General features: G+C 70.6%; 18 protein-coding genes. 10 read left to right on the plus strand and 8 right to left on the minus strand.

Translation table 11 applies throughout. From position 1 onward, the window contains the following. Nucleotides 1-14 precede the first annotated feature (14 nt). The 6 genes from G4D85_RS09665 to G4D85_RS09690 form a co-directional block, all read right to left on the minus strand. Entirely contained in the window at nucleotides 15-1862 is a 1848-nt protein-coding gene (locus tag G4D85_RS09665; protein WP_164010274.1) for an ArnT family glycosyltransferase, read from the minus strand. Continuing rightward, nucleotides 1859-2809 (minus strand): hypothetical protein, encoded by a 951-nt coding sequence (locus G4D85_RS09670; protein WP_164010276.1) that lies wholly within the window; start codon nucleotides 2807-2809, stop codon nucleotides 1859-1861. The genes G4D85_RS09665 and G4D85_RS09670 overlap by 4 nt, the downstream gene beginning before the upstream one ends. Beyond that, the gene (locus G4D85_RS09675) at nucleotides 2796-3308 is read right to left on the minus strand and encodes a zinc metalloprotease (RefSeq protein ID WP_164010278.1); all 513 of its coding nucleotides are present in this window, start codon (nucleotides 3306-3308) and stop codon (nucleotides 2796-2798) included. Before G4D85_RS09675 ends, G4D85_RS09670 begins: the two co-directional genes overlap by 14 nt. 87 nt (nucleotides 3309-3395) lie before the next feature. Beyond that, nucleotides 3396-4361 (minus strand): CarD family transcriptional regulator, encoded by a 966-nt coding sequence (locus tag G4D85_RS09680; protein WP_164010279.1) that lies wholly within the window; start codon nucleotides 4359-4361, stop codon nucleotides 3396-3398. A 73-nt stretch (nucleotides 4362-4434) separates the two neighbouring features. Then, nucleotides 4435-4647, minus strand: coding sequence for a hypothetical protein (locus tag G4D85_RS09685; RefSeq protein WP_164010281.1), 213 nt, complete (start codon nucleotides 4645-4647; stop codon nucleotides 4435-4437). An 88-nt stretch (nucleotides 4648-4735) separates the two neighbouring features. After that, on the minus strand, nucleotides 4736-7123 hold the full coding sequence (locus G4D85_RS09690) for a serine/threonine-protein kinase (protein ID WP_164010283.1): 2388 nt from the start codon (nucleotides 7121-7123) through the stop codon (nucleotides 4736-4738). A 116-nt stretch (nucleotides 7124-7239) separates the two neighbouring features. Between G4D85_RS09690 and G4D85_RS50220 the strand changes: the two genes are divergently transcribed. Both G4D85_RS50220 and G4D85_RS09700 read left to right on the plus strand, forming a co-directional pair. Beyond that, on the plus strand, nucleotides 7240-8256 hold the full coding sequence (locus G4D85_RS50220) for a phosphatase domain-containing protein (RefSeq protein WP_275900275.1): 1017 nt from the start codon (nucleotides 7240-7242) through the stop codon (nucleotides 8254-8256). Nucleotides 8257-8408: 152 nt separating this feature from the next. Next, nucleotides 8409-9236 carry a hypothetical protein gene (locus G4D85_RS09700; RefSeq protein WP_240359171.1) on the plus strand — a complete coding sequence of 276 codons (828 nt, stop codon included), beginning with the start codon at nucleotides 8409-8411 and terminating at the stop codon, nucleotides 9234-9236. A gap of 12 nt (nucleotides 9237-9248) precedes the next feature. Here G4D85_RS09700 and G4D85_RS09705 read toward each other — a convergent pair whose 3' ends face one another. Then, nucleotides 9249-10619 (minus strand): hypothetical protein, encoded by a 1371-nt coding sequence (locus tag G4D85_RS09705; RefSeq protein WP_164010289.1) that lies wholly within the window; start codon nucleotides 10617-10619, stop codon nucleotides 9249-9251. Nucleotides 10620-10964: 345 nt separating this feature from the next. Here G4D85_RS09705 and G4D85_RS09710 point away from each other — a divergent pair, with 345 nt between their 5' ends. The 3 genes from G4D85_RS09710 (at nucleotide 10965) to G4D85_RS09720 (ending at nucleotide 14420) form a co-directional block, all read left to right on the plus strand. After that, nucleotides 10965-11567 carry a hypothetical protein gene (locus G4D85_RS09710; protein WP_164010290.1) on the plus strand — a complete coding sequence of 201 codons (603 nt, stop codon included), beginning with the start codon at nucleotides 10965-10967 and terminating at the stop codon, nucleotides 11565-11567. Between the two features lie 11 nt (nucleotides 11568-11578). After that, nucleotides 11579-12469 carry a type VI immunity family protein gene (locus tag G4D85_RS09715; protein ID WP_164010292.1) on the plus strand — a complete coding sequence of 297 codons (891 nt, stop codon included), beginning with the start codon at nucleotides 11579-11581 and terminating at the stop codon, nucleotides 12467-12469. A 145-nt stretch (nucleotides 12470-12614) separates the two neighbouring features. Beyond that, nucleotides 12615-14420, plus strand: a complete 1806-nt coding sequence (locus tag G4D85_RS09720; protein WP_164010294.1) for an acyl-CoA dehydrogenase family protein — start codon at nucleotides 12615-12617, stop codon at nucleotides 14418-14420. Between the two features lie 46 nt (nucleotides 14421-14466). Here G4D85_RS09720 and G4D85_RS09725 read toward each other — a convergent pair whose 3' ends face one another. Next, nucleotides 14467-15174, minus strand: a complete 708-nt coding sequence (locus G4D85_RS09725) for a PilZ domain-containing protein (protein ID WP_205525485.1) — start codon at nucleotides 15172-15174, stop codon at nucleotides 14467-14469. A gap of 333 nt (nucleotides 15175-15507) precedes the next feature. Here G4D85_RS09725 and mraZ point away from each other — a divergent pair, with 333 nt between their 5' ends. From mraZ to G4D85_RS09750, 5 genes are read left to right on the plus strand one after another with little or no spacing between them, the layout of a single operon-like run. Then, the gene (gene mraZ, locus G4D85_RS09730; RefSeq protein WP_164010296.1) at nucleotides 15508-15960 is read left to right on the plus strand and encodes a division/cell wall cluster transcriptional repressor MraZ; all 453 of its coding nucleotides are present in this window, start codon (nucleotides 15508-15510) and stop codon (nucleotides 15958-15960) included. Nucleotides 15961-16006: 46 nt separating this feature from the next. Next, complete coding sequence (locus G4D85_RS09735; protein WP_164010298.1) at nucleotides 16007-16390, plus strand: STAS domain-containing protein; 384 nt, start codon at nucleotides 16007-16009, stop codon at nucleotides 16388-16390. 6 nt (nucleotides 16391-16396) lie between these two features. Next, nucleotides 16397-17311 carry a 16S rRNA (cytosine(1402)-N(4))-methyltransferase RsmH gene (rsmH, locus tag G4D85_RS09740; protein ID WP_164010300.1) on the plus strand — a complete coding sequence of 305 codons (915 nt, stop codon included), beginning with the start codon at nucleotides 16397-16399 and terminating at the stop codon, nucleotides 17309-17311. Next, entirely contained in the window at nucleotides 17308-17733 is a 426-nt protein-coding gene (gene ftsL / locus G4D85_RS09745) for a cell division protein FtsL (RefSeq protein WP_164010302.1), read from the plus strand. Before rsmH ends, ftsL begins: the two co-directional genes overlap by 4 nt. Next, entirely contained in the window at nucleotides 17730-19751 is a 2022-nt protein-coding gene (locus G4D85_RS09750; RefSeq protein WP_164010304.1) for a penicillin-binding protein, read from the plus strand. Before ftsL ends, G4D85_RS09750 begins: the two co-directional genes overlap by 4 nt. Nucleotides 19752-19755: the final 4 nt, after the last annotated feature.

A 19755-nucleotide genomic window follows, 5' to 3' on the forward strand; every position in this document is an offset into this window, starting at 1 on the left:
CTACGCGTCGCGGGCTAGCGCCCCTCGGGCCGCACGTAGACGATGACCTGCGGCGTCTCGTCCAGGTACAGGCCCGTCACCGGCGTGCGCGTGCCGAAGGACTGCCACGTGAGGAACTCGTGCTCGCGGAACTCCTGGTGGTACTGGTACGCGACGATGTCCGCGTCGGAGGGGCTGCCCACCTGGCGCAAGTCGTTCCGCAGCATGCCGTTGCGCTGGTAGTCGCGGAACGAGCCGTGGTGCACCTCGTGCAGGAACAGCCGGGCCCCCGGCTTCGCGTGCGCGTTGATCCACGGCAGCACGCCCGTCACGTGGCTGGACCAGAACTGCCGCTGCATCCCCAGCGTGGCCGCGCCCGGCAGTCCGCCCGCCAGCTCCGAGTACGCCGCCGTCCCGTAGGGGAACACCCGCACCGAGTACACCAGCGCCGGAGCCAGCAGCACCGCGAACACCGGCGCCGTTACCGCCGCGAAGGGCAGCGAGGGCCGCTTCGCCTTCAGCCGCTCCCACAGCGCCGCGCAGCCGCGCGTCACCGCCGCGCCCGCGAGGATTCCGAGGAACACCATGGACGGGAACCAGTGCTTCACCCCGCCGAAGTGCGGCACCTGCGGGTGGCTGATGATGAGGATGGACGTCACCGCATTCACGCCGACCAGCGCCTCGGCCAGCGTCACCGGCCGCTCCACCCAGGCGCGCGTCCGCGCGAAGAGCCCCAGCACCGCGCGCGCCGCCAGCGCCAGCAGCCCCGTCACCATGGGTGCGAAGAGGCTGGTGGGCACCGTCAGCGCCGTCTTCATCACCACGTAGCTCAGCGGGAAGGGAGGCTCGCGCAGCAGCGTCCCCAGGTAGAACCAGGCGTAGTGGTTGTGCTTCGCGTGGAAGGCCAGGTACCACGCCGTGCGCTCCACCGGCTCGTGCCAGAGGTACGGCCAGTGGAGATAGAAGATGACGGGCCCCAGCACGGCCATGGCCAGCACCGGCATCAGCGCTCGCGTCACCGGCGCGTCCACCTTCCGCACGCCCTTCAGCACCCACGTGCCGATGGTCGCCAGCCCGACGAAGAGGAGCGTGTGGGGGCTGAGGAGCAGGAACTTCCGCTGGAAGCCCTCGCCCCCGCCCAGCGACAGCACCAGCAGCCCGTAGAACACGGCCACCGCCGCGAACAGGCCCACGAAGCGGAGCAGCCACGTGCGTGCCTCGGGCTTGCCCGCGCTCGCCGTCCACGCACGCCACAATGCGAAGGGCGTCAGCACGAAGGGGAGGAAGAGCGCGTTGTGCTTGGTGGCAAGCGCCAGGCCGAAGGCCACGCCGCACCACAGCCCCCACTTCACGTCCTCCAGCGCGCGCCAGAAGCAGTACACGACGAGCAGCCACAGCGCCGCCACCGGCACGTCGAAGCACGCCAGCTCGCCGTTGAAGTACTGCCGCGGCACCAGCATGAAGGCGAGCGCGGCGAACAGCCCCGCGGTGCGCCCGTACAGCGCGCTGCCGAAGAGGAAGCTCAGCGCCGGCACCAGCGCGGCGAAGGCGAACGCCGGAAGCCGGAACGCCGTGGCCGAGCGCATCCACCCCAGCGTGTCGTGGAAGAGCAGGTGGCTCAGCCCGAACAGCGTCTTCAGCAGCACCGGGTGCTCGTGGTTGTAGTCCCACGCGCGGACGATGGCCGCGTCCGTCAGCGCCCGTGACGGCGACTGGAAGAGCTGCCGGAACCAGTCCGCGTAGCCCTCCGCCGCCGCGAAGTAGACGCTCTCGTCGCGCGTGAAGCCCACCGCCGACTCCGTCACCAGCAGCACGGCGAAGGCCAGCACCCACAGCAGCCAGGCCAGCCACTTCTCGTCCCGCGTGGGAGCGCGGCCCATCATCCCCGCACCCCCGCCGCGGGCTCCACCGCCAGCACGTCCAGGCACACCTGCCGCCGGTCCGCGTTGTCGGACTGCACCCAGACCTTCACCGTGCGCGCCTCGCCCTCGGGCAGCCGCACCTCGGCCTTCTGTACGCCCTCCAGGCCCGGCGGCACCGCCACCTCCAGCAGCCGCGCGCCGCTCCGTGCGTCGTCCACGCCCAGCAGCGTCGTGGTGAGCCGCGCGTCCCTCGGGTGCGCGTGCTCCCAGATGATGCCGCCCTCCAGCCGCAGGCCGAGCCCGCCGGGGATGCCGTCGAACTCCGCCACCAGGCGCTGCTTCCCGCCCGGTGCATGCATCCATAAACAGCGGCGCGGCTCGTAGAGGATTTCGTGCCACTCCGGCGCTACGTAGAGGTAGTTGGCGCCAGGGCAGCGGTGCGCCTTCCCATCGAAGGGGCAGTCGCGGCGCGTGCCGTCCGGTGACTCCAGGTACACGCGGGCCCGTGCGTACGCGTCCGTGGCCGAGAAGCGGCGGGGACGGTGGCGCCCATTCTCATAGAGCGTCAGCGACAGCGGACCCTCGCGCACGGGCGAGCCCACCGCGCGGCGCTCGGGCTGGAAGGCCGCGAGGAAGGCGTCCTCGTCCGAGCGTGGCAGCTCCGGCTGTCCCAGCACCCAGATGCGCGGGTGCGCGGCCAGGTCGTCCTTGTCCGAGCCCAGGTAGCCGTACACCGGCACTTCGGGCGGGACGAAGAGGCGGGCGCGCTCCGTCCACCAGGGAAAGAGGAGCACCGCGTCTCCGGGGCGGGCCTCGGCCTTGAGGCGCTCCGCCACGGCGCGGTAGTCGCCTTCCGAGGGAAGGCGGCCCGGAAGGCGCAGGTGGAAGAGCAGGCTCAGGAGCGCGACGAGCAGCAGGCCCCCCAGCTCCAGGAGGGGCAGCGCGCGCAAGAAGCTAGGACTTCGCAAGGCGAATCTTCTGCTCGCTCTTTTCCCGGCAGAAGGTGCAGAAGATGGCCTCGCCCTGGGGGAAGGACGGCGTCCAGGGCGGGTACATCGAGCACCGCGGGTCCAGGCAGTGGTGCAGCTCCCACAGGTGGCCCAGCTGGTGGAGCGCGTGGCGGGCCACGGGCTTGAAGCCAGTCTCGAGGTCCTTGTAGGGGGCGATGCTGAGGATTGCGCGGTCCTTGCCATGCCGCGCGAAGCCCGGCGTCGGAGCCACGCCGCTGGGCAGCTCGCGCTCCTTCAGCTTGCGCGTGGTGAGCAGCAGCACCTTGTCGTCCTTGTAGGAACGGATGCCCTTCACCTGCTCCAGCACCTTCTCCGCCTCCAGCGGCTCGGGCATGCCCGGTGGCAGCTCGGCCGTGCCGGAGTGCTCGCTGCCCACGCCGAACGCCGTGTAGAGCGTGCGGTTGAACTTCGCGAGCTGCTTGTCGTCGAAGGAGTCCAGCGTCCAGACGCGAATCACGGTGCGTCACCTCGGCGGGAGGGCCTTCGGGATGGGCGGGGCGACCCTGCGCACCCGCCCTGGAAGGCCCGTCGTTCCACTGCGTCTTCAGTCCTCGCCCTCGGTGGGCTTCGCCTTGGGCGGGCGGCCCCGCTTCTTCGGCGCGGCGGGAGCGGCTGCCTCCGCCTCGGGCGGCTTGGGCTTGGGCGGACGGCCGCGCTTCTTGGGCGCGGGGGCCTCGCCGCCCTCGGCGGCGGCCGTGGCCTCCGGCTTGGGCTTGGGCGGACGGCCGCGCTTCTTGGGAGCAGGCGCTTCGCCCCCCTCGGCGGCCTCTGTCTTGGCCTTCGGCGGACGGCCGCGCTTCTTGGGAGCAGCCTCCTCGGAGCCTTCGGCGGCCTCGCCCTCCTCCTCACCCTCCTCGGAGGACTCCTCCTCGGCGGGCTCGGCGGGCGCTTCCTCGTCCGGCGGCAGGTCCAGGTCGCCTTCCAGCCCCAGCAGGTCGCCGTCGAGGCCCAGGTCCTCGTCCTCGCGCGCGAACTCGGCGGCGGTGCGCTTGGGGCGCTCGCGGCCGGGCGGGAAGAGGACGATGTCGATGGAGTCCTCGGCGTTGACCTCGGCGGTGCCCAGCGCGGCGGCCACCTCCATGACGAGCAGGTGCCGGGCGTTGTCGTAAAGCTCACGCTCCTTGGTTGGCAGCGGGCGCAGCTCGCTGAGGACCTGGAGGCCCTTCACCACCTCGGCCAGTCCCAGGATGCCGCCCTGGGTCATCCGGTCCAGGTTGGTGCGAGCGCGCTGCTTCCAGTCCAGGTCGGCCTTGTCGCTGTCCGAGCGCAGGAACTCGTAGATGCTCTCCACGTCCTCGGCGGTGGCGACCTTGCGCACGCCGATGGAGACCACCTTGCCTTGTGGAACCATGACGACGGCGCCGTCTTCTTCGCGCCGCATCGTGACGAAGGTGAGCTTCTGACCGGCCACCTCCTTCACGTCGATGGAGGAAACGCGGCAGACCCCCTGGTTCGGATAGACGACCCGGTCGCCGACCGCGAGCTGGAATGACGCGGACCCTTCAGGCATGTCCCCCTCACGGGCGAGGTAAACGTCAGCGGAGGCCCGGGCTTAGCACCGAGCCGCGCCGGACGCTACGAGTTTACCGGTGAAGTGCCGCGGTCCGTGCGTCCGTCCCCTGGGCCTCCAGGAGGGTGCCCAGCACTTCCTTCTGTCGTGCATCCAGCGCCGCCTCCACCTGGGCCTCCGTCGGCTCCAGCGCCTCCACCCCGGGCTGCGCATCCACGCGCGCGGACACTCCCACCGTCCCCACCAGCGCCACCCCGAACACGAACACTGCCACCAGCTTCTTCATGGTGATGCCTCCAGGGCGCCCAGGGTAGGGGGCGGGCCCGGATGATCAATTTTTCGGCAACAGGTCGCTGCACGGCTGTAGCGCGTCCCTAGTGCGCGGGCGCGTCGAACAGCCGCTCCGGAGCCCGGGCAGGAGGCGGGCCGCCAGGCGGTAGCACGGGGGAGACTTCCAGGAGCAGGGTGCCCGTGTTGTCGGACAGGTGGTCATCCGGGAAGGCGAGCTGCAGCCAGGAGGCCCCCCGCAGGCGCACGGGCTGCCCCACCTCCAGCAGCTCCAGCACCCCCGAGGAGGACTCAGGGCCGTCGCCCCTGCCGTACAGGCCGAGCACCCGCCCCACCGGCCCTCCGTCGAAGCCCCGTGTGCGGGCGGGCTCGGGGCTGTCGCGCACCACCACTTCATAGGTGGTGTCCGGGTCCAGCTGGCGAAGCACGAAGCGGTCCGCGCGGGACAGCTTCACGGCGTGCGCGCGCGCGTCCAGCCGCACGCTGGTGACGGCGCCGCTGTTGCGCTCGCGCACCCGCACCTGGAGGGAGCCGTGGTTGTCCTCCTTCCGAGCATCCAGCAGGAAGACATAGAGGAGCGAGGCGTTGCGGACGAGCCGCTCCTCGGGCCCCACCAGGCCGAAGGACTCGTGCGCGGGGAGCCGGTCGGTGCCCTCCAGGAAGTAGCCGGCCTGCTCCACCGTCGCGGGGCCCCCCGTGGACAGGCGGCCCTCCACGCGCACGGCGTAGGTCAGCGTCGGGTCCAGCTTCACCTCCGCCGCGGACAGGAAGGGGACGCGGAAGGCATGGCCCACGGCGGACAGGGTGAGGCGCCCGGCGGGCATGGTGGCCTCTTGCGGAGGCGGGGCCCGGAGGGGCTTCGACGCGAGCGCGCCCGAAGGCGAGGCGCCGGGGCCCAGCCTCGGGCGGAGCCGGGCATGGACGGCCAGGGTGGTGCCCCGCTCGGCGCGCACCGTCTGGCTCCACGGCACCATGCCCGTCACGTGCACCTCCAGCAGGTGCTCGGCGTCCGCGGGCAGGTGGGTGATGAGCGCGGGAGTGCGCGAGGGCAGGGGACGGCCATCCACCCGGATGGTGGCGCCCGGCGGCGTGGAGCTCAGCTCCACGGAGAAGGTGCCGGCGTTGCCCATGGCCACCATGGCCACCAGCGCGAGGAGGACCACCGCCACCGGGGCGCCCACCACCACCTTGCGCGGCAGGCCGATGCCCCAGGGCGGGACGGACGCCCGCGGCTCCTCCTTCGCCGTCACCGGCGGCTCGCCGGGAGCGGGCGGCAGGGGAATGGGCTGGGTGGTGGGGCCGGTGTCCTCCCGCGCCTCCTGGGCGGAGGACTCGGAGGAGGGAGCCACCACCGGGATGGGCTGCGTGGTGCGCTCGCGCCGGACCGAGATGAGCGGGGACGGGGCGGGCAGCGGCGTTGCCTCGCGGAGGTGGCCGGGCTCGCGGGGGATGCGGCGCTCGGACGGGCCCTGCGTCCACCGGGTCAGCTGTGCCAGGAACTCGCGGGGCAGGAGCACCGGGCGGCCGTCCTCCACGAGCTCCGCTTCGAAGAGGTAGCCCATGAAGTGGGCCCGGGCCCGGGGGGAGACGTCCGGTGCGGCCGTGCGCAGGTGGCGGTTGAGGGCCTCGGCGAAGGCCTCGGCGGTGGGGTAGCGCTGCTCGCGCTCCACCGCCAGGGCCGTGAGGAGGATGCGCTCCAGCGCGGGAGGGAGGTCGGGGTTGAGGTCTCTCGGGCGCGGGAAGTCGCCCAGGGCGACCTTGCGCAGCACGTCCGCCAGCTTCCCCTCGAAGGGCAGCCGGCCGCAGAGCATCTCATAGAGGATGACGCCCGCCGCGAAGACGTCCGTGCGCGCGTCCAGCTCCCGGCCGCGGGCCTGCTCCGGAGCGAAGTAGGCGTACTTGCCCATGACCTCGCCCTCTTCCGCCTCGGCGCGGCCGGCCAGGCGGGCCTTGGCGATGCCGAAGTCCACCAGCTTCACCTGGCCCTCGTAGCCGAGGAGCACGTTCTGCGGGCTGACGTCGCGGTGGACGATGTGGAGCGGCCGCCCGCGGTCGTCCAGGCGGGTGTGCGCGTAGGCCAGCCCCTCCAGCACCTCCACGGCGATGAGCAGCGCCAGCGGCTGCGGCAGGGTGTACAGCCCCTTCTCCCGCGCGCGCCGCAGCACGCGCGACAGCGGGTGGCCGTCCACGAACTCCATGGCGATGAAGTACTGCCCGTCCACCTCGCCGAAGTCGAAGACCTGCGCGATGTTGCCGTGGCTCAGCCCTGCGGCGATGCGCGCCTCATTGACGAACATGGACACGAAGGCGGTGTTGCCCGCGTAGCCGGGGAGGATTTTCTTGATGACCACGGGCTTGGTGACGCCCGCCGCGGCGGTCATCCGGGCGCGGTAGATCTCCGCCATCCCGCCCGTCGCGATGCGCTCGAGCAGCTTGTACTTGCCGAAATGGAGCCCATCGGAAGGCTGCTGCACGTTCGTTCCGGCTCCTTCGGGCCTACCGGGCCGTAGCACCTGCCCTCCACACTGCCGCCACGGAGTCGCGGCACGCTATCATGGGGTATGTTCAACACTATGACAGGAAAATTCCGTTGAAATCGTTCGCTTGCCCTTTAGGGCTGGTCCTACTCCTCACCACATCGACCCCTGCGCTGGCGGCGCCTTCGGTGCTGCTGGCGCCCGCGCTGGGTCGGCCGGAGGGGGTACTCCTCCAGGGCCGGGTGTTGAAAGAGGCACCTTCGGGGGGCAGCACGGCACTCTCCCGCAACGTCCGGAGGCTGACAGCGACCAACTGGGAAGGGGCCCGGGTGGAGGTGTCCTTCCAGGGCGTGGTGGCCACGGTGAAGAGCGGGCACGACGGCAACTTCGAGGTGAACCTGCTGCCGCCCGAGGGCCAGCGCTTCCCGACAGGGACGGCGCAGGCGGAGGCGAAGGTGGAGGGCGCGGCGGCGACGGCGCCGGTGGAAGTCATCCCGGACTCCGCTCCGCTGCTGGTGGTGTCCGACTTCGACGACACCGTGGCGGTGACGAACGTGACGAGCCCGGTGAAGCTGGTGGAGTCGGCGCTGCTGAAGGACTCGGATACGCAGGCGGTGGTGCCGGGCATGGCGGCGTTCTACGGGTGCATGAAGCAGCCGACGGCGCCGGCCTTCGCGCTGGTGAGTGGCTCGCCCGTCCAGTACCTGCCGCGCATCCGGAAGTTCCTGGACCGCCATGGCTTCCCGACGGGCTTCGGGCTGTACCTGCGGGACATCGGTCCGACGACGCTGTCCGGGTACAAGCAGCCCGCCATCCGCCGCCTGCTCCAGCAATTCTCCCAGCCGGTGGTGCTGGTGGGGGACTCGGGAGAGAAGGACCCGGAGGTGTACGCGCAGATTCGCGACGAGTTCCCCGGGCGGGTGAAGGCCATCTACATCCGCGACGCCGGGCGCACCGAGGAGGCGAGCCGCTTCAAGGACATGGTCCTCTTCAAGGAGTCGGGTGCCGCGGCCGTGCATGCCGCGAGCGCCGGGCTGGCGGATGCTGCCTGCGTGGCTGCTGCCTTTCCGAAGAGCGCGCCCGTGCCCGCCGTCCTGCCCGCCGCCACCGTGAAGCAGACGCCTCCGTGAGGAGCGGGCGCGGTGGACAGCGGGGGGCTGCGTGTGCCCGTGGGCTCGCGGCTCCGTGCAGCGTGGCTCCTGTCGGGGCGCGGGCCTCGCGGTTCGCCCGTGTCCTCGCCGCCGCGCCGTGGGTCGTGGCCCTTGTTGGAATGCGGGCTCCGTTGACTTCCCGCGTCCTCGCCGCCGCGCTGCTCGTCACGCCAGTCGCGGGCTGCCGCGAGGAGAAGCCCGCCGAGCCCCTTCAGTCCTTGAAGCCGGAGCCACTGCCGTCGCTCGCGGCGGGAGGCGGGGCGCGTACCGCGGATGCGGGGGCCTCGGTGCCGGAGGATGTGGCGCCCGCGGTGGAGGCCGCGCCGGTGTATGGCGAGCCGCTGCCGGAGGAGGCGCTCCGGCTGGACCTGGCCGGTGAGCAGGTGCGGCTGGGGCAGGAGTCCTTCGAGTCCGTGCGCCCCGCCGACGCCGCGCGCCTGGCCGAGCGGGTGAAGGGCCGCGAGGTGCTGCTGGTGCCGGACGCAGACACGTACCTGGTGCAGGCGTCGGAGCTGCTGGTGGTGCTGCGGGACTCGGCGAAGGAGGTGTGGCTGAAGCACCCGGATGCGCCGGTGGCCTATCGGGTGGTGCTGCGCGACGAGGAGGGCTTCCGCGCGTGGCTCGCGGAGGTGGCGCCCGGCAAGCTGCGCATCATCCAGCGCTCGGATGGCTTCGAGCTGACCACCAGCGTCGGCAAGCTGCCCGGGCCCGATGCGAATGGCCCCTCGGTGCCGGTGCGAGGCGGGCGGCAGGACCTCGCCACGCTGCGCCGGGGGCTCGGCCTGCTGAAGGGGCGCTTCAAGACGTCCGAGGACATCTGCCTCGTGCCCTCGTTCGGCACCGAGGTGGCGCAGGCGGCGAGGGCGCTCGGCGCCACGTACAGCGCGCCCGGCGAGCCGCTCTTCGAGACGCTGTGCCTCATCTTCCCCACGCCGCGCGGGGCGAAGGATGGAGGCTGAGGCGCGTTTGCGTCAGGGCAGCGCGCCCACGCCCGCGAAGGCCGTCATCCACGCCTCTTCGTCGCGTGCCCGGGCCGCGTAGAACTCTTCCTGCAACGAGGGCAGGGGCCAGCGGTAGCAGCCCGCGCGCTCCACGGCCTTCTCCCAGAAGCCCAGCTCCACCCAGCGGTCGACGGACTCCTCCTTGTCCGGGACGTACCTCGACAGCTCGGAGCCGGCCATCTGGAGCCGGATGCCCAGGTCCAGCTCCAGGTGGGAGCGCTCCTTTCGGATGCGCGCGCCGAACTCCCAGAGCAGCCGTCCCATCCACCGCTGCTCGTCATCGGTCAGCTGGTCCTTGCTGGCGTGCGCGCGTTCCAGGAGCGTCAAGCCCAGTGACGGCCCCTGTGCCAGGAGGACCAGCCGCCACGCATGATGTCCGGGGGCGGCGAGCAGGCCATCGAACCGGGCGCGCAGCTGTTGAAAGAGCTGCTCGTTGGAGATCGGCTTCCACTCCGGAATCGAGAGGAGCTTCTCGAGCGAGGCCAGGTCGCCCCGGTTGAAGAGGGCCGAGGAGGGCCGCTCAGCCAGCGCTTGAAAGAAGAGCAACAGCGCGAGCTGGAGGCTCCGCGGCGAGGGGCCGGCGAGCTCCCGGAGCCGGTCGAGCACGGGCGGCAGCAGGAGCTCCCGGCGGTTCGGGCTCGCCCCGCCGCCGAGTTGCTCGTGAAGGCTCACGAGCAAGGGCACCGAGGAGGTCTTCGTGAGCTGCTCCTCGAGGTCGAAGACGCACCTGCCCTCGCAGAAGTCCAGCGCGAGCACCGCCAGGGCGAAGCGCTGGGCCTCGTCGGCCTGCGCGTAGCTTGCTTCCGGCTCGGCGAGCAGGGTGTCCGGCTCCACCGGGCTGGGGAGCAGGGCGCTCTTCCCGAAGTCGGGATGCCCGAGCGCCTTCCAGGTGTCGAAGAAGGCATGTCGCCAGTCTGGCGAACCCGGGCGTCGCGCGGCGAGTTCGAGCAGCAGCTTCGCCTCGGGAGTGTCGCGCAGGGAGGGATGCGCGAGGGTGCTCCGGGCCGCGGCTTCGTTGCCGGCTTCCAACTCGGCGCAGGCGCGCAGCAGCAGGGCCGGCGCGTAGGTGCTCGACTCGCGCAGGGCCTCCTCGATGTGGACCCCCGCTTCGGGATGGTTCGCGAACAGGGAGTAGGCCGCGGCCTGGGTGAGTGGCGCGGCCCGGGCCTCGTCCTCCGCCTTGCGCTTCCACCGGAAGGCGGTGAGGCCACCACCGGCCAGGATGGGAGTGAGCCCCAGGGTCCACAGCAGGAGCTGGCGGCGGGTCTGATGTCGCCGCGGACCTGACGAAGGCTCAACCTCCGGCGTCACCCGTTCGTTGGGGATGGGGGTGTTGCTCACTGGGGCCTCATCGCTCTCGCGATTCAAGTGATGTGGACGAGGGCTTCTTCGGGCCCGGGCGTTTCACGCCGTGATGCTACCCTCAACCCGGTGAGCCCAGGCGCGAGACATGTGGCCGCTCGGTGGTCGCTGCTCCTGGTTGTGTTCCAGGGTGGGTGTCTGGCGGAGTCCGCGCTGGATGAAGCGGACCTCCAGTGTGGCCCTCGAGACCTCACGGTGGAGTGCTGCCTCAAGAAGAGCCCGGGGCAGTGGGAGAAGTGCACGGGGACGCCGAGCCCTGGCGAATCAGGTGTGTCGAATGCGGTGAAGCGTAACGCGGCGCGAGCCGCGGCTGGTGGCACGGCCGTGGCCGTCGCGCTGCAGCCGGTCATCAACTCCGCGGAGCGCCGGGGCGTGGAACTGGCCACGGATCTGCTCGCGGAGGTCGAGGAGGCCAGCTGGAAGTGCGTGCGCAGGGCCGAGCGGGAGGTCAACGACCACTACTTCGACGGCGAGAGTCCGAGCCGGGAGCAATGCACTGAGAGCAAGCGGGCGGGGCAGACGTGGGCCATGTACCTGGGACTGCGCAAACATGATGAGGCTCAGCGGTGCCTGGCAGCTGAACTGAAGAAGCTGATTCCGGAACGCTACCTGTTCCAGCCGCGGTTCCGGCTCGACGACTGGACCGGGAAGTGGGAGTTCCTTGCCCCGGAGGTGGAGCGGAGGGTGTCACGGCAGGGGCTGGAAGGGACCATCGTGCCGGACCTCGTCATCATGGATGCGAACGGCGTCATCATCCGTGTGTATGACATGAAGTTTCCCTGCCCGGAGAGCAATGGGGCTCGCTGGGAAACCTACAAGAGTGGTCGCTGGGTGGGACGGACCCAAGGTGAGCTCTACTCCGAGGCACTGCGGACGGAGCCCATGCTTGTCTCTCCAAAACGTATCGTGGGTCTGCGCGAGGAGTGAGGGTGCACCGCATGAAATACCCGAGGTTTCGATACTCGAATACGTTTCACGCCGATGCCGCGAGTGACGCCTTGATCATGTGTTTCTATATGAAGGAGGCTCACAAGCGGATTGCGCCGGATGTTGTGCGTGCAATCGAGGTGTTTCGTGAGCGAATACGTCCTGTCACGCTCGATTGGTACATCGACCACGATGCTCAAACGCATCCACTCGACGACAAGCAGTGGGAGGGCATCCGGCGAGAGATGCTGGGACCGGATGAGAACTTCTGTCCCCGGTTCGCCGGAACCCCTGAAGGCGCGAGCGGGCTCTATGTGGATTATCGAGGTTTGGGAATCCCGCTCCCGTGGCCAGAGCGGCAGCATGATGCATGTGGCTTGTTCCTGCGGCTGCCCACGGAATATCTGGAAGAACAAGGTCCAGACCACGTTCGTGAGCTGGCGTGCGAGGTGGCCAGCGTGCTCCCCTTCAACTCGGGGTTCGTGGACCTGGGCTTCTGCGAAGAACATCCGGTTGGAGAGGCCGTCAACGCTGTCTGGAAACGGTACCGAGGACTGCATATGTCCTGGGAGGGCCCCAAGCTCGACATGGACACCCACGTCGACGGCGTCCACTGGATGAATTTCCTCGGCCCCCCCGTGCTCGGGAAGCTTGGGGGCATCTCCGGCCTGCGCGAGCACCTGACCCTGCCCGGCATCTCCATCCAGGAGCTCAGCGGCGACCGCGCCCTCATCACCCTGGGCGACGCACCCAACCCCGGTGACGTGGAAGCGGGCGAGACGCTCCCCATGCACCGTGCGCTCGCACGGCTCCTCGAGCCCCACCTCTACCGGAACAGCAGGCCGCTCGGCCGGATGACTCCAGAAGACATGCGCCGCTGGGAGCGCCGCTTCCTGGACTGAGCTGACCACCGGGCGCCGGCATTCGAATGAAGTCGGCGGGCGCGGTTGCTACTACCTCCCTGCTGCGCCACACCCTAGATTGCCCCCGGCGGGAGCCTGCCCGCCTGGCGGAGGGACGCTCCCTCCGTGAACCTGGAGGTCGTTGATGGTCGCCGTACTCGAGCCCGCCCCATCGAAGGAGATTCCCACCGGCGGCGCGTTCCTCTTCCAGGAGGTTGGCGCCACCCGCATCGGCACCCCGGAGACCTTCGCCGAGGACCAGCGCCTCTTCTTCAAGACGGCCCTCCAGTTCTCCCGCGAGCAGGTGCTCCCCAACGCCGAGCGCATCGAAGCCAAGGACAACGCCCTTTTGCGCCAGCTCCTGAGCCAGGCCGGTGAGCTGGGCCTCTTGAGCGTGGACATCCCCGAGGCCTACGGCGGCACCGGGCTCGACAAGACCACGTCCCTGCTGCTCGCCGAGGCGATGAGCCTCAACGGCGCCTGGTCCGTGACGTTCGGCGCCCACACCGGCATCGGCACGCTGCCCATCGTCTGGTTCGGCAACGCCGCCCAGAAGCAGAAGTACCTCCCCAAGCTGGCCACCGGCGAGTGGGTGGCCGCCTACGCCCTCACGGAGCAGGGCAGCGGCAGCGACGCGCTGGGCGCGAAGACGAAGGCGGTGCGCTCGCCGGACGGCAAGCACTGGATTCTCAACGGCTCCAAGCTCTACATCACCAACGCGGCCTTCGCGGACGTGTTCATCGTCTTCGCCAAGGTGGACGGCGACAAGTTCACCGGCTTCATCGTGGAGAAGGACACCCCCGGCCTCACCGTGGGCCCGGAGGAGCACAAGATGGGCATCCGCGGCTCGTCCACGTGTCCCCTCTACTTCGAGGACGCGCGCGTGCCGGTGGAGAACCAGCTCGGCGAGGTCGGCAAGGGCCACAAGATTGCCTTCAACATCCTCAACTACGGCCGCCTCAAGCTGGGCGCGGGCGTGCTGGGGGGCATGAAGCTCCAGCTCCACAACGCGCTGCGCTTCACGCAGGAGCGCAAGCAGTTCGGCACCCCCATCGTCCAGTTCCCCCTGTCGCGCGAGAAGCTGGCCCGCATGGCCGCGCTCATCCACGCGGTGGAGAGCATGACGTACCGCACCGCGGGCCTCGTCGACGCGCGCCTCGCCGGACGGGACAAGTCGGCCCCGGACTACGAGGCGCACCTGCTCGCCGCCGTGGAGGAGTACGCGATTGAGTCCTCCATCATGAAGGTGCATGGCTCCGAGTCGCTCGGCAGCCTCGTGGACGACGCCGTGCAGCTCCACGGCGGCGCCGGCTACATCGAGGAGTACCCGGTGGAGCGCGCGTACCGCGACGCGCGCATCAACCGCATCTTCGAGGGCACCAACGAAATCAACCGCATGCTCATCGTCGGCATGCTGCTCAAGCGCGCGGTGAAGGGCGACCTGCCGCTGTTCGCCGTGGCCGGCAACGTGGCGGAGGAGCTGTCCCGCGGCGAGCGGCCCCGCGCGCGCGGCGAGGACGCGCTGGCCCCTCAGGAGGTGGCCGCCGAGTCCGCCAAGCGCCTCGCCCTGCACGGCCTGCGCATCGCCGCGGAGACGTTCGGCACGGACCTGGAGAAGCACCAGGAGGTGCTCGCCGCGCTGTCGGACGTGGTGATGGACGCCTTCGCCCTGGACTCCATGGTGACGCGCACGCGCCAGGCCGCGAGCCAGGGGAAGCTGGACCCGGTGCGCGTGGCGCTGACCCGGCTGTACGCGCTGGACGCCGTCCCCCGCGCCTTCGACAGGACGCGCCGCGCGCTGTGCGCCACGCTCCAGGGGGACGCGCTGGACACGGAGCTGAAGCGCCTGGCCACGCTGGACGTCTTCACGCCGTACAACCCCGCGGAGCTGCGCGAGACGGTGGTGGCGGCGCTGGAGTCCGCGGGCGGCTACCCGCTCAGCGCGGAGTAGCGGCGCGAGGGGAGGGGGCTCCGCGAGCAGGCGGAGCCCCGGGCCCTCACGGCATCCGCGCCACCGCGTCCATGCCGAAGCTCACCCGGGCCTTCCACGGCGCGGGGGGCAGCGACGCCAGGGCCAGCAGGGCATCCAGGCGTTGCTGCATCTCCGGGCGGAGCCGCCCGAAGGTGGCGCCGAAGCCCGGCGTCACCGTCTCCGAGTGCTTCTTCGGCACCGACGAGGTCCACACCACCTCGCCGTGCAGCATCAGCGGCCCCCCCTGGAGGTCCATCTCCAGGAGGAAGGGCGCGCCCACCTGCACCTTGCGGGGCAGCGCCGGGGCCTGCACCTCCAGCCCCACGCCCCCCCGGGAGATGTCCCGCACCAGGAAGGTGGGGGACATGGGCGCCGCCTCCATCGCGCGCAGGTGCAGCGGCAGCCGCGGGAAGCGGCGCAGCCCTTCCTGCTCCTGGACGGAGAAGATGCGCTGGAGCATGGCATCCAGCGCGGTGCGGTCCTGGCTCACGCCGTAGCGCACGGTGAGCAGGTAGCGCTGCGCCTCGCGCGGCTCCACCTGCACCACCTCGCCCAGCACTTCCACGGGCCTGGGAACGCCCCCCGCGTGCAGCTCGAAGGTGAAGCGAGTACCCAGCGGAAGGCTGCGGCGCGTCTCCAGCGTGACGCCCCCCATCCCGACGCTGCGCGTGTACTCCCCCACCAAGGACTGCGGGGTCTTGTAGGCCACCTTCAGTCGCACATTCGTATTCACGCAACTGACACTCTGCGCCTGTCTTCCGGTGGAACTCAAGTTCACCCCATCTCCCTGGGTAGGGCGCCGCGGCGCGGCAAGTACCGGACCTTCCAGGTGTGGCGGGCCTTGCAAGGAGTGTCCGCCAGCGGGGTGACGCCCTGCAGGGGCGACGCGCTTCCACGGCCGGAAGCCCCGGCCCGGATGTCGGGCGTCAACGAACCGGTGTTTCAACCTGTTGCGGTTTCTTGACCCCCCCCAGGGGGACGCGTATGTATGCCGGCCGGTAGTGGCAAGGAGTGGCAAGGAGTGGAGGTCAATCCCGTAGCGGGTTGAAAAGGTGGATCGTCCCGCGTGTTCCGAGGCGTCTATGAGCACCAGATCGACGCGAAGGGGCGGACGAGCCTCCCGGCGAAGCTCCGGGAAACGCTGGTGGGCGCCTATGACGAGCGACTCATCATCACCACCGCGCTCGACAGGTGCCTCCATGCCTACCCGGTGCGGGAGTGGGAGGCGCTGGAGGCTTCCCTGGCCCGGCGCAACCCGATGGAGCCGGGGGTGAAGACGCTGATGCGCCTGTACGTGGCCAGCGCGCAGGAGTGCCCGCTGGACAAGCTGGGGCGCCTCCTCATCCCCCCCACGCTGCGCTCCTACGCCGGGCTGGAGAAGGACGTGGTGTGGGCGGGCATGGTGAAGGTCATCGAGCTGTGGAGTCGCGAAGGCTGGGCGAAGGCGCAGGAGGAGGCCCGCCAGGAGGCGACCTCCGCGGATGTGATGAAGGTGCTGTCGGAGCTGCGCCAGCAGTAGCCGGAAAGTCGACAGGACGCAGGAGTCCCGGGAGGGTGGCAAGCGTATGAACCAGGTTCTGGAGGTGCGGCGAGGGGCGGGCGCGGCGGTGGCCACCGGGCGCGTGGAGACGCTCATGCTCGAGGGCGAGCTGAGCGAGCAGGACCTGCTTCAGCTCTGTGACGACCTCACCCGGAAGCTGCACCGTGGCGTGCGCCAGGTGGTGCTGGACTTCGCCGACGTGGGGCACCTGAACTACCGGGGCGTCAAGCCGCTCATGGCCCGCGCGGACGCCTTCCGCCGCACCGGTGGGGACTTGAAGCTGTCCGGCCTGTCGCCGTACCTGGCCGCCATCTTCCGGGCGGCCGGCGCGCACGACTCCTTCGAAATCTACCCGCACATGAACGACGCCCGGGCGGCCTTCGCGCTCGCGCGGGCCCCGTTCGTCTGACGGCGCGTGGAGGCCTTGGACTTCCAGCACCAGACGGTCCTCCTGCGGGAAGCAGTGGACTTGCTCCAACCGGGAGTGGGGACGGTGATCATCGACGGCACACTGGGCGGCGGTGGCCACACGGAGGCGCTCCTGGCCCGGGGCGCCACCGTGGTGGGCGTGGACCGCGACCCGGTGGCGCTCGCCGCGGCCACCTCGCGCGTGGGCAACAACCCGCGCTTCCAGCCCCGCGAGGGCAACTTCGCGGACCTGCTCCGCGTGGCCTCGGACGTGCTCCCGGTGGACGGGGTGCTGGTGGACCTGGGCGTCTCCTCCCCGCAGCTCGACGTGGCCGAGCGTGGCTTCTCCTTCATGAAGGAGGGCCCGCTGGACATGCGCATGGGCGCGGACGGCCCCACCGCCGCGGAGCTCATCGCCTCCATGGATGAGCGGGAGCTGGCCCACATCCTCAAGGAGTACGGCGAGGAGCCCTTCGCGCGCCCCATCGCCCGCGAGCTGAAGCGCTCGCTGCCCACGCGCACGCTGGAGGCCGCCGAGGCCGTGAAGCGGGCGGTGCCGCGCAAGGCGTGGCCCAACCGCATCCACGTGGCCACCCGCACCTTCCAGGCGCTGCGCATGGCGGTCAACGGAGAGCTGGAGGCGCTGGACGCGCTGCTCGCCGCCATCCCCGGGCTCCTCAAGGTGGGCGGCCGCGCCGCCATCATCGCCTTCCACTCCCTGGAGGACCGGAAGGTGAAGGAGGCGTTCCGGGACCTGGTGGGCCGGTGCACCTGCCCGCCGGGCCTGCCGGTGTGCGCCTGTGGCTACTCGGGTGCCTTCGCCCTGGTGACGAGGAAGGCCGTGGCCGCCTCGGACGAAGAGGTGGAGGCCAACCCCCGCTCTCGCAGCGCGCACCTGCGCGTGGTGGAGAAACTCCGATGAGCAAGGCGACGTCCAGGACTGCTTCTTCGATGCGTGGCTCGGTCTCCGTGACGGGCGTGCTGCTGCACCTCTTGCCGGCCGTCCTCCTCTTCGCCCTCTTCACCGGCGTGGGCATCCTCCACGTCACCAGCCGCGTGCTGGTGGTGGACATGGGCTACCGCCTGTCGCGGGCGGAGGCGGAGAGCCGCACCCTCACGCGGGAGAACGACAGGCTGAAGCTGGAGCTGGCCACCCTCAAGGCCCCGGCGCGGCTGGAGCGCGTGGCGCGCGAGCAGCTCGGCATGGCCATGCCCAAGGGCGGCGCGGTGGTGTCGCTGGCCGCGGACAAGGCCGTCCGTGAGAAGGCCCGGGCGGACGCGCGCGGGGCCGAGCAGCCCGGCGCGCGCGTGGCGGGGCGTGACGCGGCGGGGGCGGTGCGGTGAGGGACTTCAAGGCGACGCGGCCTCCCGAGGCCAACGCGAAGTGGCTGAATCTGAGGGTGCGGCTGCTGTTCGGCCTCTTCCTCACGCTGCTGGGCGTCGCCTTCGGTCGTGCGGTGCAGCTCCAGGTCTTCGAGCAGGAGAAGCTGCGCGGCCTGGCGCAGGACCAGTACGTCCGCCAGATTGAGATTCCCGCCCGCCGGGGCGACATCTTCGACCGGCGCGGCACGCCGCTGGCCCAGAGCGTGGAGGTGGACTCCATCTGGGTGGACCCCTCCATGCTCCCGGACGTGCGCGACGCCGCGCGCGCGCTGGCGAAGGCGCTGAAGGTGGACGCGGACGAGATGGCCGCCCGGCTGACGCGGGCGAAGCGCTTCGCGTGGGTGAAGCGGCAGGCGAAGCCCCAGGAGGTGGCCGCGGTGAAGGCCCTGGGGCTGCCGGGCTTCGGCTTCACCAAGGAGCCCAAGCGCTTCTACCCGCAGCGCGAGCTGGGCGCGCACGTGGTGGGCATGGTGGGCATGGACGGGCGCGGCCTCGAGGGCCTGGAGCTGGCCTTCGAGGACGAGCTGTCCGGGCAGAACTCGCGCATGTCCGGCTTCCGCGACGCCAAGGGCCGCAAGCTGCTGGTGCAGGGCGCGTTGGACCCGCTGGAGCGCCAGGGCGCCGCCGTCACCCTGACCATCGACCGCCACCTCCAGTACGTGACGGAGAAGGCGCTGGCCAAGGCGGTGGAGGACTCGAAGGCCGTGGCCGGCATGGCGGTGGTGATGGACCCGAGGACGGGGGAGCTGCTGGCCGTGGCCAACCACCCGCGCTTCAACCCCAACACCCCCGAGTCCAGCACGCGCAACACCATGCGCAACCGCGCCGCGCTGGACACGATTGAGCCCGGCTCCACCATGAAGCCCTTCGTGGTGGCCGCCGCGCTGGAGCAGAAGTCGATTACCCCCGACAGCGTCTTCTTCTGTGAGAATGGCGCCTGGCCGGTGGGCCGCCACACCATCAACGACACCCATTCCTACGGCTGGCTATCCCCCCAGGGCATCCTCCAGGTGTCCTCCAACATCTGCATGGCGAAGATTGCCCAGGCGATGGGGCGGGAAAAGATGGTAGCGGGGTACCACGCCTTCGGCTTCGCCGAGCGCACCGGGCTGGCGTTGCCGGGCGAAGGGCGTGGCGTCATCCCCTTCCCGAAGGCGGAGGTGACGCTGGCCACCCAGTCCTTCGGTCAGGGAATGACGGCCACCGTGGTGCAGATTGCGTCCGCCTATGGTGCGCTGGCGAACGATGGCGTGCTGATGCGGCCCTACCTCGTGTCGAAGGTGGTGGACCCGGATGGGGTAGTCCTGCTGGAAAACCGCCCCACGGAGCTTCGCCGGGTGGTTTCTTCCAAAGTGGCCCGGCAGGTGGTGGGCATGCTCGAAAGCGTGGTGATCAAGGGAGGGACCGCGCCCAAGGCCGCCATGGAGGAGTACCGGGTGGCGGGCAAGACGGGCACCGCCCAGAAGGCGGACCCGGTGGCGCGAGGGTACTCGGACAAGCGGATTGCCTCCTTTGCTGGCGTGGTGCCGGCCGAGTCTCCGCGTGCCGTGATTCTTGTCGTAGTGGACGAACCGAAGACGGACGTATACGGGGGGAACGTGGCTGCCCCTGCTTTCAAGGAAATTGCGACCGCCGCCATGGCCCACCTGGCCGTGCCCCCGTCCCGGACGGTGGCACCCGAGGTGGCCGTGGCCGCCGTGTCCCCCGCGTCTGGCGCAGCGAAGCCGGTGGCCGTGAAGGCCGCCGTGCCCGCTCGTCCGGCGCTGGCGGAGGCGGTGACGGAGACCCCTGAGCCCGGCACGGTGCGTGTGCCGGACGTTCAGGGGCAGGTAGGACGAGAGGCCGTGGTGAAGCTGCTCGCCGCGGCGCTGGAGCCCCAGGTAATGGGCAGTGGACGTGTGGTTTCTCAAACCCCCGCCGCCGGTTCTCTGGTGGAGAAGGGGGCCCGGGTGACGCTGGAGCTCGCGACGCGGCAATGAGGCC

The organism is Pyxidicoccus trucidator, from assembly GCF_010894435.1.
Classification (GTDB): Bacteria; Myxococcota; Myxococcia; order Myxococcales; family Myxococcaceae; genus Myxococcus; species Myxococcus trucidator.

What these genes read in the sequence shown, in the direction of transcription:
- G4D85_RS09665 (WP_164010274.1), bottom strand. Translation starts at nt 1,862, where the DNA reads ATGATGGGCCGCGCTCCCACGCGGGACGAGAAGTGGCTGGCCTGGCTG.
- G4D85_RS09680 (WP_164010279.1), bottom strand. Translation starts at nt 4,361, where the DNA reads ATGCCTGAAGGGTCCGCGTCATTCCAGCTCGCGGTCGGCGACCGGGTC.
- G4D85_RS09685 (WP_164010281.1), bottom strand. Translation starts at nt 4,647, where the DNA reads ATGAAGAAGCTGGTGGCAGTGTTCGTGTTCGGGGTGGCGCTGGTGGGG.
- G4D85_RS09715 (WP_164010292.1), top strand. Translation starts at nt 11,579, where the DNA reads ATGAAATACCCGAGGTTTCGATACTCGAATACGTTTCACGCCGATGCC.
- G4D85_RS09720 (WP_164010294.1), top strand. Translation starts at nt 12,615, where the DNA reads ATGGTCGCCGTACTCGAGCCCGCCCCATCGAAGGAGATTCCCACCGGC.
- G4D85_RS09735 (WP_164010298.1), top strand. Translation starts at nt 16,007, where the DNA reads ATGAACCAGGTTCTGGAGGTGCGGCGAGGGGCGGGCGCGGCGGTGGCC.
- ftsL (WP_164010302.1), top strand. Translation starts at nt 17,308, where the DNA reads ATGAGCAAGGCGACGTCCAGGACTGCTTCTTCGATGCGTGGCTCGGTC.